At 62.0% G+C, this 15,237-nt stretch carries 10 protein-coding genes; 6 read left to right on the forward strand and 4 right to left on the reverse strand.

Annotated features, from left to right (window positions below; genetic code table 11):
- Positions 1–3,518 (reverse strand): beta strand repeat-containing protein (locus DGA31_RS17650; RefSeq protein WP_109513416.1); only part of this gene is annotated, 3,518 nt, incomplete at its 3' end.
- Between the two features lie 409 nt (positions 3,519–3,927).
- Here DGA31_RS17650 and DGA31_RS17655 point away from each other — a divergent pair.
- Both DGA31_RS17655 and DGA31_RS17660 read left to right on the forward strand, forming a co-directional pair.
- On the forward strand, positions 3,928–4,530 hold the full coding sequence (locus tag DGA31_RS17655; protein WP_109513417.1) for a class I SAM-dependent methyltransferase: 603 nt from the start codon (positions 3,928–3,930) through the stop codon (positions 4,528–4,530).
- 90 nt (positions 4,531–4,620) lie between these two features.
- Positions 4,621–5,349 carry a class I SAM-dependent methyltransferase gene (locus DGA31_RS17660; RefSeq protein WP_109513418.1) on the forward strand — a complete coding sequence of 243 codons (729 nt, stop codon included), beginning with the start codon at positions 4,621–4,623 and terminating at the stop codon, positions 5,347–5,349.
- Between the two features lie 42 nt (positions 5,350–5,391).
- On the opposite strand, the gene DGA31_RS17665 is transcribed toward DGA31_RS17660, so the two are convergent.
- The 3 genes from DGA31_RS17665 to gmd all read right to left on the reverse strand — a co-directional run bounded on the left by DGA31_RS17665 (position 5,392) and on the right by gmd (position 8,624).
- A complete protein-coding gene (locus DGA31_RS17665) occupies positions 5,392–6,498 on the reverse strand; it encodes a glycosyltransferase family 4 protein (RefSeq protein ID WP_109513419.1) in 1,107 nt (368 codons plus the stop codon).
- Positions 6,499–6,696: 198 nt separating this feature from the next.
- A complete protein-coding gene (locus tag DGA31_RS17670; RefSeq protein ID WP_109513420.1) occupies positions 6,697–7,593 on the reverse strand; it encodes a GDP-mannose 4,6-dehydratase in 897 nt (298 codons plus the stop codon).
- Positions 7,593–8,624, reverse strand: coding sequence for a GDP-mannose 4,6-dehydratase (gmd, locus tag DGA31_RS17675; RefSeq protein ID WP_056835850.1), 1,032 nt, complete (start codon positions 8,622–8,624; stop codon positions 7,593–7,595). The genes DGA31_RS17670 and gmd overlap by 1 nt, the downstream gene beginning before the upstream one ends.
- Before the next feature lie 538 nt (positions 8,625–9,162).
- Here gmd and DGA31_RS17680 point away from each other — a divergent pair.
- The 4 genes from DGA31_RS17680 to DGA31_RS17695 are packed head-to-tail and all read left to right on the forward strand — an operon-like array spanning position 9,163 to position 15,003.
- Positions 9,163–9,957, forward strand: coding sequence for an ABC transporter permease (locus DGA31_RS17680; protein WP_056835848.1), 795 nt, complete (start codon positions 9,163–9,165; stop codon positions 9,955–9,957).
- Entirely contained in the window at positions 9,954–11,171 is a 1,218-nt protein-coding gene (locus DGA31_RS17685; protein WP_056835846.1) for an ABC transporter ATP-binding protein, read from the forward strand. Before DGA31_RS17680 ends, DGA31_RS17685 begins: the two co-directional genes overlap by 4 nt.
- Positions 11,168–12,520 carry a class I SAM-dependent methyltransferase gene (locus DGA31_RS17690; RefSeq protein ID WP_109513421.1) on the forward strand — a complete coding sequence of 451 codons (1,353 nt, stop codon included), beginning with the start codon at positions 11,168–11,170 and terminating at the stop codon, positions 12,518–12,520. Before DGA31_RS17685 ends, DGA31_RS17690 begins: the two co-directional genes overlap by 4 nt.
- Positions 12,520–15,003, forward strand: coding sequence for a glycosyltransferase family 4 protein (locus DGA31_RS17695; RefSeq protein WP_109513422.1), 2,484 nt, complete (start codon positions 12,520–12,522; stop codon positions 15,001–15,003). The genes DGA31_RS17690 and DGA31_RS17695 overlap by 1 nt, the downstream gene beginning before the upstream one ends.
- Positions 15,004–15,237: the final 234 nt, after the last annotated feature.

Below are 15,237 nucleotides of genomic sequence, written 5' to 3' on the forward strand. Positions count from 1 at the left end.
ACGATCTGAGCGGTGGTCAGGGCGGCGACATCAGCGGTTTCCATCGCGGCCACTTGCGTGGTGGTCAGGGCCGCCACTTGGGCGGTGGTCAGACCGGCGACTTGAGCCGTGGTCAAGGCAACCACTTGATCAGTGGTCAACGCAGCGGCTTGGGTGGTCGTCAGCGCAGCAATGCTGGCTACTGGCATCGCGGCCAGATCAGCCGTTTCAATGGCAGCCACTTGGGCTGTGGTCAGTGCGGCGACTTGAGCGGTGGTCAGGGCTGCCGCCTGGGCGCTGCCCAGGGCGACGATCTGAGCGGTGGTCAGCGCCGCGACATCGACGGTTTCCAGTGCCGCGACCTGGGTAGTGGTCAGCGCCGCTACCTGGTCAGTGGTCAGGTTGGCCACCTGGGCGGTGGTCAGAGCCACGACCTGATCGGTGGTCAGTGCCGCCACGTCAGCGGTTTCCATCGCGGCCACTTGCGTGGTGGTCAGGGCCGCCACTTGAGCGGTGGTCAAGCCGGCGACCTGAGCGGTGGTCAGGGCCACAACCTGTGCAGTGGTCAGCGCTGCGGTCTGGGTGGTGGTCATTGCCGCCAGGCTGGTGACCGACAGTGCCGAGATATCAGCGGTTTCAATGGCGGCCACTTGGGCTGTGGTCAGTGCGGCGGCCTGGGCGGTGGTCAGGGCGGCCACCTGGGCGCTGCCCAGCGCTACGATGCCGGCGGTGGTCAGCGCGGCGAGGTCAACGGTTTCCAGGGCGGCGATCTGTGCCGTCTTGAGGGCGGCCACTTGAGCGGTAGTCAGGTTGGCCACCTGGGCGGTGGTCAGGGCCACAATCTGATCGGTAGTCAGCGCTGCGAGATCGACGGTTTCCATCGCCGCCACTTGCGTGGTGGTGAGGGCCGCCACTTGAGCGGTGGTCAAGCCGGCGACCTGAGCGGTGGTCAGGGCCACAACTTGTGCAGTGGTGAGCGCTGCGGTCTGGGTGGTGGTCATTGCCGCCAGGCTGGTGACCGACAGGGCCGAGATATCAGCGGTTTCAATGGCGGCCACTTGGGCTGTGGTCAGTGCGGCGGCCTGAGCGGTGGTCAGGGCGGCCACCTGGGCGCTGCCCAGGGCGACGATGCCGGCGGTGGTCAGCGCGGCGAGGTCAACGGTTTCCAGTGCGGCGATCTGTGCCGTCTTGAGGGCGGCCACTTGGGCGGTGGTCAGGTTGGCCACCTGGGCGGTGGTCAGGGCCACAATCTGATCGGTGGTCAGCGCTGCGAGATCGACGGTTTCCATCGCCGCCACTTGCGTGGTGGTCAGGGCCGCCACTTGAGCGGTGGTCAGGCCGGCGACCTGAGCGGTGCTCAGGGCCACGACCTGTGCAGTGGTCAGCGCTGCGGTCTGGGTGGTGGTCATTGCCGCCAGGCTTGTAACCGACAGGGCCGAAATATCAGCGGTTTCAATGGCGGCCACTTGGGCTGTGGTCAGGGCGGCAGCCTGAGCGGTGGTCAGGGCAGCCACCTGGGCGCTGCCCAAGGCGACGATCTGAGCGGTGGTCAGCGCGGCGAGGTCAACGGTTTCCAGTGCGGCGATCTGTGCCGTCTTGAGGGCGGCCACTTGCGCGGTGGTCAGGTTGGCCACCTGGGCGGTGGTCAGGGCCACGACCTGAGCGGTGGTCAGGGCCGCCACGTCAGCGGTTTCCATCGCCGCCACTTGCGTGGTGGTCAGGGCCGCCACTTGAGCGGTGGTCAGGCCAGCGACCTGAGCGGTGCTCAGGGCCACAACCTGTGCGGTAGTGAGCGCTGCGGTCTGGGTGGTGGTCATTGCCGCCAGGCTGGTGACCGACAGAGCCGAGATATCAGCGGTTTCAATGGCGGCCACCTGGGCGGTGGTCAGTGCGGCGGCCTGGGCAGTGGTCAGTGCGGCCACCTGGGCACTGCCCAGGGCGACGATGCCGGCGGTGGTCAGCGCGGCGAGGTCAACGGTTTCCAGGGCGGCGATCTGTGCCGTCTTGAGGGCGGCCACTTGGGCGGTGGTCAGGTTGGCCACTTGGGCGGTGGTCAGGGCCACGACCTGAGCGGTGGTCAGCGCCGCGACATCGACGGTTTCCATCGCCGCCACTTGCGTGGTGGTCAGGGCCGCCACTTGAGCGGTGGTCAGGCCAGCGACCTGAGCGGTGCTCAGGGCAATGACCTGTGCGGTGGTCAGCGCTGCGGTCTGGGTGGTGGTCATTGCCGCCAGGTTTGCAACCGAAAGGCCGGCGAGATCAGCGGTTTCAATGGCGGCCACCTGGGCTGTGGTCAGTGCGGCGGCCTGGGCAGTGGTCAGTGCGGCCACCTGGGCGCTGCCCAGGGCAACGATGCTGCCAGTCGTCAGGGCTGCGACATCGACGGTTTCCAGGGCGGCGATCTGTGCAGGCTTGAGGGCGGCCACTTGAGCGGTGGTCAGGTTGGCCACCTGAGCGGTAGTCAGCGCGACGATCTGAGCGGTGGTCAGCGCCGCGACATCGACAGTTTCCAGCGCGGCCACTTGTGTGGTGGTCAGTGCTGCGACCTGGTCGGTGGTCAGGCTGGCCACCTGAGCGGTGGTCAGGGCGATCACTTGTGCAGTGGTCAGCGCCGCCGCTTGAGTGGTGGTCAGCGCTGCCAGGCTGGCGGTCGGCAAGGCGGCGATATCAGCGGTTTCAATCGCGGCCACTTGCGCGGTGGTGAGGGCGGCGACCTGGGTGGTGGTCAGTGCGGCCAGCTGGGCGCTGCTCAGGGCAACAATGCTGCCAGTGGTCAGGGCGGCAACATCGGCCGTTTCCAGGGCTGCAATCTGCGCAGGCTTGAGCGCTTCTACTTGATCGGTGGTCAGTGCTGCGACCTGGGCGGTGGTCAGCGCCACGATCTGGGCAGTGGTCAGGACGGCGACATCGGCAGCTTCCAAGGCCGCCGCTTGCGTGGTGGTCAGGGCCGCCACTTGATCAATCGTCAGGTTGGCCACCTGAGCGGTGGTCAGTGCGATCACTTGATCGGTGGTCAAGGCCGCCGCCTGAGTGGTGGTCAGTGCTGCAATGCTGGAAACCGGCAGGACAGCGATATCATCGGTTTCAATGGCGGCCACCTGGGCGGTGGTCAGAGCCGCCACCTGAGCGGTGGTCAGGGCAACCACTTGGGTGCCAGTCAGCGCGACGATCTGACCGGTGGTCAGGGCAGCGGCTTGCGCAGTGGTCAATGCGACCAGGCTGGCCACAGGCAGTGCGGCAATATCGTCAGTTTCAATGGCTGCAACCTGGGCAGTGCTCAGGGCTGAAATCTGCGTGGTTAGCAGTGCGCCGATCTGGTCGGCACTCAGGGCCACGACCTGGGCGGTGGTCAACCCAGGCAGTTGTTCCGTAGAGAAGACACCCAGGTTGGCATTGGTGATGACCGCCACCTGATCGGTGGTCAGCGCCGCAATCTGGTCAGTGCTGAAAGCAGCAATGTCTTCAGTGCCAAGATCTGCGATGGTCGTGGTGCTCAAGGCAGCAACTTGCGCGGTAGTCAACGAAGAAATAAAGCTCATATACGCGTCCTGTTTAAGGTCATAACCGCGCCGTCAGCGTTGCCGCCTTAGCTTGATGTAAAAGAATGGGTTGCCCATGTGTCACCGTTAGCGACCAAGGCTAAATAAACATTAAGAACTTTTTAGGTGGCTTTTTGCCTTTTTTGGTTTTTTGGTTATTAAAAAACCGGGTTTTATAGGCTCAGGGCAAGGAAAATTAGTATCACATGGCTATTACTGTTTGTTGAATGCTTGCGTCCTTGACGTGCGATCAGCGGTACAGAGGGGCTGCAAGGCCTGTCTCAGTCTTGACCCTCTGTTGCTCTTGACCTAGTGTGCGTTGGAACCTCCGTTCGTCGGCGCACGGTATGGAGCACGTCATCCCCCACCCTCTGGCTATCCAGCAAGGGCCTTGATCGAGTAATAGATTGTGAAAACCTTCCTTCATGTAGGTTGCGGTCCAAAAGACAAAAACGGCACGACCAAGGGCTTTGCTTCGCCGGACTGGCATGAGCTGCGTTTCGATATCGATCAGAGCGTCAACCCTGACATCGTCGGCACCATGACCGACATGTCCCAGGTCAAGGACGCCTCGGTCGATGCGCTGTTTTCCAGCCACAACATCGAACACCTTTATCCGCACGAAGTGCCGGTAGCGCTGGCGGAGTTTCGCCGTGTACTCAAGCCTGGCGGTTTTATCGTGATTACCTGCCCGGACCTGCAATCGGTCTGTGCATTGGTGGCCGAAGACAAATTGACCGACCCTGCCTACATCTCGCCGGCCGGTCCCATCGCGCCGATCGATATCCTTTACGGGCATCGCCCGGCCATGGCCAATGGCAATCTCTACATGGCGCACCGTTGCGGTTTTACCAAGCGTGTATTGACCGGCAGTCTGCAGGCGGCCGGCTTCGATATGGTACTGCCGGTCCAGCGCACCCATCCGGCCTATGACCTGTGGGCTGTTGCAGCACTGGCGCCGATCACCGCAGAGGAAATTCTGGAGCTGGCCAAACAGCACTTTCCCGACTGACAGCGTGCTGCCTGTCCTGGCCCGCGCCTACAACGGCGTGACCAGGACGGGTTGAAGAGCATGGCCCGACGACCTTCGGAGTTAACCGTAATGATCGTGAGCGGCGACAATTTCAATATCACCAACCTGCCACTGTTCAAACACAGCCTTGAAGGCCTGCGCCAGAGTCTGGCGACCCCGGAAAGCTTCTACAGCGCTGACAACGTCATCTGCTGGAACCGCAATTTCAGCTTCATGACCGATGAAGGTTTCATGGAGATCATGCGGCGCAACGCCACCTCCAACACCGAAATGACCATCATCTGGCGCACCTACATCTTGTGTCACTTCGCCATGCTGGCCCGGAGCCTGCCTGGTGATTTCATCGAAGTAGGGGCGTGCAAGGGCAATACTGCCAATATCGTTGCCGACCGCATCGACATGGCCACCAGCGGCAAGCAGTACTACGTGTACGACACATTCGAGCACCCGGCCGACGACGATAACGGCTCGACGCTGTTCAGCCAGGTAAAGCAACGCTTTGCCAGCTATCCGTTCGTGCACGTCATTCAGGGGGATATACCGGATTCGTTCGAGCAGGACTTTCCCGAGCAGATCGCCTTTGCCCATGTCGACCTGAACCTGGCGTTGGTAGAAGTCGAGGCACTCAAGTGCATCATTCCGCGTCTGGTGCCTGGTGCCGTGCTTGTGCTTGATGACTACGGTCGGTGGAGTCATGACTCGCACAAAGCCGCCGAAGACCCGCTGCTGGCCTCGTTTGGCCTGAGCGTCCTGGAGTTGCCGACAGGCCAGGGCCTGGTGATCAAGCCCTACGCCTGATTGCATGCCCTGCCGGTCGCCCGGCCGGCAGGGCAGCAGGTTTCAGACCAGTTGGTTGTAAACCTCGACCGTGCGCTCGCACATCCGCTGCGCCGTAAACAACGCTTCGAAACGCGCCCGGGCCTGGGCGCCGAAGCGGGCGGCTTCCTCGGGGTTGTCCCACAGGCGGCGCAAGGCCTCGCGCAGGGCCTGCGGATTTTCCGGCGGCACGGCCAGCCCGGTTTCGCCGTCGATATTGACGAACGTAGTACCGGTGCCGATCTCGCAGGAGATCATCGGTTTGCTGTACATCGACGCTTCCAGCAGCGATATGCCGAAGGCCTCCGAGCGCAGGTGCGAGGGGAACACCAGCGCCTGGCTCAGCTGTAGCAGGCAGGCTTTGTCTTCATCGTCCAGGCGGCCGAGAAAACGCACATTGCGCAATTGCAGGCGCTCGGCCTGTGCCTTGAGCTCCTGCTCCTGTGGGCCACCGCCCAGAATCAGCACCGGATAATCCACACCTTCCAGGGCATCGAGTAGCGTGCTCAGGCCCTTGTAGTAACGCAGCACGCCGACGAACAGGAAAAACCGCTCCGGCACCTGTTGCTGCCAGTGCGCCCGGCGCTCGGGCGAGACCTGCGGGTACGCGGCCTCATCCAGTCCGTACGGCACCACCACGGTCTTGTCGGCAAAGGGCTTGAGGGTTTCGCTGGTGCGCTGGTAATTGGGCGAGGCGACCAGAATGCGGTCCATGCTGCCCAGCATGCGGTTCATCAGCGGCGCATACAGCTTGAGCAGCGTGCGCTGCTTGATGATGTCCGAGTGATAACTCAGCACCGTCGGGCGACCATGACGGGTGGCAAAATGCACCAGGTCCATCATCGGCCACGGAAAATGAAAATGCACCAGGTCCGCTTCGGCGGCCATGGCCTTGAAGCGGGCAAAGGCGGGCAGTGAAAAACCGGTGGACGCCAGGTTGAAGTTTTCCTTGACCCGCACCACCGGGTGATCGGCCACCTGGATGCGCTCAGGCACCGGGTCGGGGCTCAGGGTCAACACCTGGCCTTCGACGCCAAAGGCGCGACTGCCCTGACAGAGTTGAAACATGACCTGTTCGATACCACCGGTAGTGTCGGGGTAATAGGTCTTGAAGAAATGCAATACCTTCATGGGGGGGGCTCGTTGGTAGGAGCGCGCTTGCCCGCGACCGAGTGCGTAGCGCTCGCAAAATCTCGGAAACGCTGCAAGTTTACGATCTGAAATCTGCGAAACGCTGCAAATTCACGATCAGGAAATCTGCGAAACGCTGCAAATTTACGACTGCTGACGCAGCCGGTCGCGGGCAAGCGCGCTCCTACAGCGGTCCGGTCAACCGGACGACAACATCCAGCGCAGGGTGTCGCGCAGCGGCGGGGTCTGCCAGTCCGACACATGGGTGCGCAGACGGGTGTTGTCGCCACACAGGGTCTTGACCTCGTTGGCCCTGACGAAGGCCGGGTTGACCTGCACGTCGATAGCCTGGCCGGTGATGTCCCGGCACATGTCCAGCACCTCACGCAGCGAGTGGGTCACGCCCGAGCAGACGTTGATCGTCTGCCCGATCGGGCGGCTTTGCAGCAGCCCGCGATAGGCGCTGACCACGGCCCGCACATCGCTGAAGTCACGCCACACATCCAGGTTGCCGAGTTCGATGGTGTCGGCCTTGCGGACAAAGTGCGACACGATCTTGGGCAACAGGAAATTATCGGCCTGGCCGACACCCGTGTAATTGAACGGGCGGGCAATGATCAGCGGCAGACGGTCGTGCCAGAGGCTCGCCATGTATTCCATCGCCAGTTTGCTCACCGCGTAATCGTTGGCCGGTGCCGGCGCGGTCGACTCGTCGAGCAGACCGCTGGAGGCATTGCCGTACACGTTGGCACTGCTGGCCAGCAACACGCACTCAGGCGTCTTGCCGCAGGCCGCAATGGCCTCCAGCAGGTTGCGGGTGCCGATCAGGTTGACCTGATAAAACGCATCCGCCGCGCCGTGGCCGACAAAGGCCAGCGCGGCCAGGTGCACGACGATGTCCGGCTGGATGTCGGCCAGCAGTGTGCGCAGGCCAGCGGCATCCGTCAGGTCTGCCTGGTAGTAACCGGCACTGTTCGAAGGCTGGCTCCCGGTGCCGACCACCTCACAGCCGCAAGCGGCAAGCTCGGCGGCCATGAACTGTCCCGTGAAGCCATTGATACCTGTAATCAGGGCACGCTTACCGGCGATAGTCATCAGAACGAGAAGCCCTTTTCGTTGCGACGCAGGTCAGCTTCTACCATCATGCGGCACAGCTCTTCCAGGTTGGTCTTGGGCTCCCAGCCCAACACTTCCTTGGCCTTGGCCGGGTTGCCGATCAACAGCTCGACTTCGGCAGGGCGGTAGAACTTCGGATTCACCGCGACCAGCACCTTGCCGGTGGCAGCGTCGATGCCTTGCTCGGCCTCTTCCTTGCCTTCCCACTGAAGGGTGATGCCGACTGCCTTGAACGCCATGCTGACGAAGTCACGCACGGTTTCGGTACGGTTGGTGGCCAGTACGAAGGTGTCCGGCTCGTCAGCCTGCAGCATGCGCCACATGCCTTCGACGTATTCCTTGGCAAAACCCCAGTCGCGCTTGGCGTCCATGTTGCCCAGTTCCAGCTTGTCGAGCAGGCCCAGTTTGATCTTGGCCACCGAGTCGGTGATCTTGCGGGTCACGAACTCACGGCCGCGCAGTGGCGACTCGTGGTTGAACAGGATGCCGCTGGTGGCGAAGATGCCGTACGACTCGCGGTAGTTGATGGTCATCCAGTGCGCGTAGAGCTTGGCCACGCCATACGGGCTGCGCGGGTAGAACGGCGTGCTCTCGATCTGCGGGATGGCCTGGACCTGGCCGAACATCTCGGAGGTCGACGCCTGGTAGAAGCGGATCTTGGTATTGACGATGCGAATCGCTTCGAGCAGGTTCACAGCACCCAGGCCGGTGATTTCGGCGGTGGTCACCGGCTGGTCGAACGACACACCCACGAAGCTCTGGGCCGCGAGGTTGTAGACCTCGGTGGCTTCGGTGGTTTGCAACAAACGAATACTGGCAGAAAGGTCGGTCAGGTCGTATTCGACCAGGTGCAGATTCGGGTTGTTCTGGATGCCCAGTTCTTCGATACGCCAGAAGTTGACGGAGCTGGTACGGCGATAAGTGCCGTAGACGGTATAGCCCTTCTCGAGGAGCAGTTCAGCCAGGTAGGCGCCGTCTTGACCTGTGATGCCGGTAACGATTGCTTTCATGCTGGGGGTTTTACTCCATTGAAAAGAGTGGATAGCCAAGGACGACTGGCGCAAACATCGGCCAGTAAACGAAAGGACGCGATGATACAGGTTAGGCCGCTTATATACGACCCGCCAGGCCATGTGACTGGTGGCGCGGGGTCTGTATCGAAACAGCAGAAATGTTGTAGTCCGACAGCGCCCCGAGGGGGCGAGAGCGGCTAACTGACACTCAAAGCGGTATTTAATTCCCTTGTTTCATTCAGGTGAAGTACACCGGTCTGTGCACGGCCTTGACATACAGGCCTCGAGGCCGCTGAACCAATGGCCTGTTGCCTCATCCAACCCCCTCTTCAATACGTTCCGAAAACGACTAAACGATGACTATTACGATGAAGGCGATATAGTGCGCCTCCAGAAATGGCTTTTTGGCTTTTCTGCGTTTCGCTGCCCGACGCGCAAAGGACTTTGCTGCCAGGGGGCAGGCCCCGTCAGGGAACCCTCGAAACACACTTTCAAGCGTGAGGCCGTTCGGCCGCACCCTTATCAGGAGTCATGAATGTTGGAGTTGTTTAGAAGCCTCTGGGATTACCGGGGTTTCGTGTTTTCGTCCATTCGCAACGAGTTTTCCGCGCGTTTTTCCCGCAGTCGTCTGGGGGGGCTGTGGATGATCATCAACCCGCTGGCGCAAGTTGCAATTTATGCGCTGGTGCTCTCCAACGTGCTGGCTGCCAAACTGCCCGGCATTGAAAGCAAGTATGCCTACGCCCTTTACCTGATGGCCGGGATATTGGCCTGGAGCCTGTTCTCGGAAATCATCGGCCGCTGCCTGACCCTGTTCATCGACCAGGGCAACCTGATGAAGAAAATGCGCTTCCCGCGCATTACCCTGCCGGTGATTGTCGTCGGGTCGTGCCTGCTCAACTACCTGTTGCTGTTCGTGGCGCTGCTGGTGGTGTTTGCGCTGCTGGGCCAGTGGCCGCAATGGCAGATGCTCTGGCTGGTCCCCCTGACCGTCGTCGTCACCGCACTGGCGGTCGGCCTGGGCCTGATCATCGGCGTGCTCAACGTGTTCGTGCGTGATGTAGGCCAGGTGATTCCGATCCTGTTGCAGATCTGGTTCTGGTTCACCCCGGTGGTCTATCCGCTCAACATCATTCCTGATGAATTCAAAGGCTACATGGCCATGAACCCGATGTTTCCGATCGTCAGCGCCTACCACGACGTCCTGGTCTACGCCCGGGCGCCGGACCTGCAAAGCCTCGTAATGACCGCGGCGATTGCCGTGGTGCTGCTGGGACTCGGGTTGTTCATGTTCCGCCGCGCCGCACCGGAAATGGTGGATGTCCTATGAGCCTGTTGAGCGTCAACAACCTGGGCAAGGCCTACCGCACCTATGCCAGCGAGCTGCAACGCATCGCCAGCTGGTTCGGCGTACCGGTCAAGGCCCGCGAAGAGCACTGGGTGCTCAAACACATCAGCTTCAACATCGAGCCGGGCGAGGCCATCGGCATCGTTGGCCAGAATGGCGCGGGCAAGTCGACCCTGCTGAAAATGATCACCGGCACCTTGCAACCCACCGAAGGCCACGTGCAGGTCAATGGCCGCATTGCCGCGATCCTGGAACTGGGCATGGGCTTCTCGCCCGACCAGACCGGCCGCCAGAACGTCTACCACGCAGCCGGGCTGATGGGCTTCAACGCCGACCAGATCGACACAGTCATCGACGACATTGCTGCATTTGCCGAAATCGGCACGTATTTCGACGACGCCGTACGCACCTACTCCAGTGGCATGCAGATGCGGGTGGCCTTTGCCGTGGCCACCGCATTCCGCCCCGACATCCTGATTGTCGATGAGGCGCTGTCGGTCGGCGACAGCTACTTCCAGCACAAAAGCTTCGAGCGCATCCGCGAGTTCCAGCGCCAGGGCACCACGCTGCTGATCGTGTCCCACGACCGCGGCTCGATCCAGGCCTTGTGCGACCGGGCGATCCTGCTGGAAAAGGGCACCGTCATCAAGGACGGCAACCCTGAAGAAGTCATGGACTTCTACAACGCGCTGATCGCCGAAAAGGAAAACTCGACCGTGCAGGTCCGCGAGCTGGACGACGGCTCCGTGCAGACCCGCTCCGGCAGTGGCGAGGCCAATATCGGCCTGGTGACCCTGCACAATGCCGCCGGCGAGCGTATCGAGTACGTCAGCGTCGGCGAGCCGGTGTCGCTGCGCATCCAGACCCAGGTCAACAGCGCCATTCCCGAACTGGTGGTGGGCTACCTGATCAAGGACCGCCTCGGCCAGCCGGTGTTCGGCACCAACACCCATCACCTGGGCTGCACGTTGCATGACCTGCAGGCGGGCGAGACGCCGGGGTATTCGTTCAACTTCATCGCCAACCTTGGCGTGGGGTCCTATTCCGTGGCCGTCGCCCTGCACACCACCGACAGCCATCTGGCACGCAATTATGAATGGGTGGATTTAACGCTCGTGTTCAACGTAGTCAATATTTCGCAAAGCGAGTTCGTCGGCCTGGCCTGGATACCGCCGAGCGTGGAGTGCCAACGATGAGTGGGCTTTTCTATCGTGCCTTTGAAGACCGTCACCGCGGCTCGCGTGAGTTGATCCACGAGCGTCAGCAGATCTATGTGCCGTTCCTTGAACCCCTCAAGCAGCTCTACCCCGAGCGCAAGGCGCTTGACGTCGGCTGCGGGCGTGGCGAGTGGCTGGAAATCCTGCAGCGCAACGGTTTCGACCCCCTGGGCGTCGACCTCGATGCCGGCATGCTCCAGGCCTGCCATGACCTGGGACTGCCGGTCGAGCAGGGCGATGCGCTGGAGATGCTCAAGCGCATGCCCGACGAGAGCCTGGCCGTGGTCTCGGGTTTTCATGTCGCCGAGCACATTCCGTTCGATGTCCTCAAGGACCTGGTCAGCGAAACCATGCGGGTCCTCAAGCCCGGCGGATTGCTGATCCTGGAAACGCCCAACGCGGAAAACCTGGTGGTCGGTGCCCAGTATTTTTACCTCGACCCCAGCCACGAACGGCCGATCCCGCACCTGCTGTTGAGCTTTCTGACCGAATACTGCGGCTTCGAGCGCTCCAAGGTGCTGCGCCTGCAAGAGCCGGCGCCGCTGGTCGAGGGCGACGAAGTCAACCTGGTCAGCGTCCTGTTCGGCGTCAGCCCGGACTACGCCATCGTGGCCCAGAAGCAGGCGCCTGCCGAGCAGATGCAGACCTTCGATGCCGCCTTCGAACGCGATTACGGGCTGTCGCTGGACCTGCTGGCCACCCGTTATGACCACCAGGTGTCGCGCTCCAGTGCCCAGATCGAGCATCTTGAAGCCGCTGTTCGCGAGCTGGCAGCGCTTAATGCCAGCCATCACGCCCAGCTGCATGAACTCAGCCAGCGTGCCGAGCAGGCGCACTTGCGCTGCCAGCAGATCGAAGAGTTTGCCGTCGGGCAAGTCGAGCAGCGTCATCTTGAGTCCCTGCGCGTCAACGCTGAGATCGAGCATATGAGGGCGCAGAATCAAGCCTATCAAGCGCAGATCAGCGCCTTGCTGAGCAGCAGTTCCTGGCGCCTCACCCGGCCGCTACGCGTTGGCCTACGCGCAGCGCGCTGGGGGCTCAGGTTGCCCAAGCGGGGCATGCGCTCGGTCCTGTTCCGTTCAATGCGTTTTGTGCTTGACCGGCCGGTACTGACCCTGCGCGTGAACGCGCTCATCAAGGCCCATCCCGGCCTGTTCCAGAAGGCCAGGCAGTTTGCTCTGGACCATGGCTTCATCGAGCCGTCCCTGAGCGAGTTGAATCCAAACATCATGCAAGCCGATGAAGACGAATTCGCGCACCCGAGCCCGCGAGTGGCTCATGTCTACGCCGAACTCAAGCAAGCTTTTGAGCGCAAGGAAAACCGTTGATGCGTATTGTCATCGATCTGCAAGGCGCACAGTCCGATAGCCGCTTCCGGGGTATCGGCCGCTATTCGCTGTCTCTGGCCCAGGCCATGGCCCGCAACGCCGGCGAGCATGAAATATGGCTGGTCCTCAACGGCCAGCTGGCCGACAGCCTCTCCGATATCCGCACCGCCTTTGCTGGCCTGGTCGAGCCGCAACGTATCCGCGTGTTCTCCGTGCCAGACGCCGTCAGCGCCAACCCCAGCCCCTGGACCGTGCAGGCGGCCGAAGTGCTGCGCGAAAGCTTTATCGCCGCCCTGAACCCCGACGTGGTGCTGGTCAGCAGCCTGTTCGAAGGCTACCAGTCCAACGCCGTTACCTCGATCGGCGTGATTGCGACCCGTTACCAGACCGCGACGGTGCTGTATGACCTGATCCCGTTGCTGAACAAAGAGGTGTACCTGGGCACGCCGGAGCTTGAGGCGTACTACCAGCGCAAGATTGACTGGCTGAAGAACGCCGACACGCTGTTGGCCATCTCCGACTCTTCGCGCCAGGAAGCCATTACCTGCCTGGGGATCGATCCGCAGCGTATCGACAATATTTCGGCCGCCATCGGTGAGCAATTCAAGCCCGATGACGACCTGCCTGGCCAGGCCGAACGGCTGCAGCGGCTGGGCATCAAGGCGCCGTTCATTCTCTACGCGCCGGGCGGTTTCGACCCGCGCAAGAACTTTGCGCGCCTGCTTGAGGCCTACAGCCGCCTGTCCCAGAACCTGAAAAGCCATTATCCGCTGGTCATCGCCAGCAAGCTGCATGCTCCGCAGCGGGCCGAGTTGCAGGCGCTGGCTGAAAAGTTCGCCATACGCCCCAACGAGCTGGTACTGACCGGGTATGTCAACGATCAGGACCTGATCGGCCTGTACTCGCAAGCCACCGTGTTCGTGTTTCCATCCGTGCACGAAGGCTTTGGCCTGCCGGTGCTCGAAGCCATGGCCTGCGGGGCGGCGGTCATCGGCTCCAACAGCAGCAGTGTGCCTGAGGTCATCGGCTGCGATGAGGCCTTGTTCGACCCGCTGTCGGTCGAGTCCATCGCCGCCAAGCTGACCCAGAGCCTGGAAGATGAAGCGTTCCGCCAACGCCTGATCGACAGCGCCCGCCAGCAATGCATGAAATTTTCCTGGGACGCGTCGGCCAGAAAAGCCATTGCCGCACTTGAACTGCGCCATCAGCCGCGTCCGGCCGAGGCGCAGGACACCGCACCTGACGAGTTGCTGCAGCGCCTGGTGGCCTTGACCGACACCGTCCCCAGCGACGCCGAGCTGTTCCGGGTTGCCAAAAGCATTGCCTTCAACGTGGCCGGTGCCGGGCAGCGGCAACTGCTGCTCGACGTCTCCAGCATCGTGCAAAAGGATGCCAAGTCCGGTATCCAGCGCGTGGTCCGCAGCCTGTTGCATGAGTTTCTCAGTGCCCCGCCCGAAGGCTTGAATGTGCGCCCGGTGTATTACGCCGAAGGCCGCTATTACTATGCCAATGCCTTCACCTCGCGCATTCACCCGCCGTTTCCTGACACCGAGGACGCGCTGATCGATTTTGCCCAGGACGATATCTACCTGTCCCTGGACCTGAACATGCACCTGGCCAATCAGCTTTACCCGCTGCATCACCAGATGCGCTTGATGGGCGTGCAGATCAGCTACATCGTCTACGACTTGCTGCTCTACCATCGTCCCGACTGGTGGCCAGAAACGACCGGTGACATGTTCAATGACTGGCTGCACAAGATCGCCCTGGCCGGCAGCAACCTGATCTGCATCTCGGCAGCCGTGGCTGATGAACTGCAGGCCTGGCTGGACACGCACCCCGAGCTGTATGCCGGCAACCAGCCACGGGTGAGCAGCTTCCACCTGGGTGCCGACATCGACAACAGCCTGCCGTCCACCGGCCTGCCGGACGACGCGCCGCAACTGCTCGACCTGCTGCGCCACCAGCCCAGCTTCCTGATGGTCAGCACCATCGAGCCGCGCAAGGGCCACGCGCAGGCCCTGTCGGCGTTCGAGACGCTGTGGGCGCAGGGGCAGCAAGTCAACCTGGTCATCATCGGCAAGCGTGGCTGGCTGGTCGATGCCCTGGTCGCACGGCTGGAATCACACCCGGAAAAAGGCAAGCGGCTGTTCTGGCTCGAAGGCATCAGCGACGAATACCTGGAAAAGGTCTATTCGGCTGCCACCTGCCTGATCGCGGCCTCCGAAGGAGAAGGCTTCGGCTTGCCGCTGATCGAGGCCGCCCAGCACCACATGCCGATGATCATTCGTGACCTGCCGGTGTTCCGTGAGATTGCCGGCGAGCACGCGTTTTACTTCAGCGGCCTGAATCCCGCCGACCTGAGCACTGCGGTCATCGCCTGGCTGGAGCTGTACCAGGCCGGCAACCACCCGGCCTCGTCCGCCATGCCATGGCTGACCTGGGAACAGAGTGCGGAGCAGCTCAAGGCACAACTGGCCTAATCTTCCGGGCCCGCCCACGCCGAGGCGTCTATGCGCCACGGCGGCATCCTGTGGATGTCAACGACAGCTTCATCAGTCCGGTGTCAGGCACGAGATCCTGGGCGACCTCAACCCTGTGGGAGGCGGCTCTGCCGGCGATGAGGCCAGTAAGGCCAACACACTTGCTGCGCCTGTCACACAGCCATCGCCAGCAGAGCCTCCCAAAGTCTGGTGTCAGGCCCGAAATTCAGGGTC

This window comes from Pseudomonas ovata, from assembly GCF_003131185.1.
GTDB lineage: Bacteria > Pseudomonadota > Gammaproteobacteria > Pseudomonadales > Pseudomonadaceae > Aquipseudomonas > Aquipseudomonas ovata.

Excerpts from the sequence above, each read along its gene's own strand:
- DGA31_RS17660 (WP_109513418.1), top strand. The coding sequence starts at position 4,621 with ATGATCGTGAGCGGCGACAATTTCAATATCACCAACCTGCCACTGTTC.
- DGA31_RS17665 (WP_109513419.1), bottom strand. The coding sequence starts at position 6,498 with ATGAAGGTATTGCATTTCTTCAAGACCTATTACCCCGACACTACCGGT.
- DGA31_RS17670 (WP_109513420.1), bottom strand. The coding sequence starts at position 7,593 with ATGACTATCGCCGGTAAGCGTGCCCTGATTACAGGTATCAATGGCTTC.
- gmd (WP_056835850.1), bottom strand. The coding sequence starts at position 8,624 with ATGAAAGCAATCGTTACCGGCATCACAGGTCAAGACGGCGCCTACCTG.
- DGA31_RS17680 (WP_056835848.1), top strand. The coding sequence starts at position 9,163 with ATGTTGGAGTTGTTTAGAAGCCTCTGGGATTACCGGGGTTTCGTGTTT.
- DGA31_RS17685 (WP_056835846.1), top strand. The coding sequence starts at position 9,954 with ATGAGCCTGTTGAGCGTCAACAACCTGGGCAAGGCCTACCGCACCTAT.
- DGA31_RS17690 (WP_109513421.1), top strand. The coding sequence starts at position 11,168 with ATGAGTGGGCTTTTCTATCGTGCCTTTGAAGACCGTCACCGCGGCTCG.
- DGA31_RS17695 (WP_109513422.1), top strand. The coding sequence starts at position 12,520 with ATGCGTATTGTCATCGATCTGCAAGGCGCACAGTCCGATAGCCGCTTC.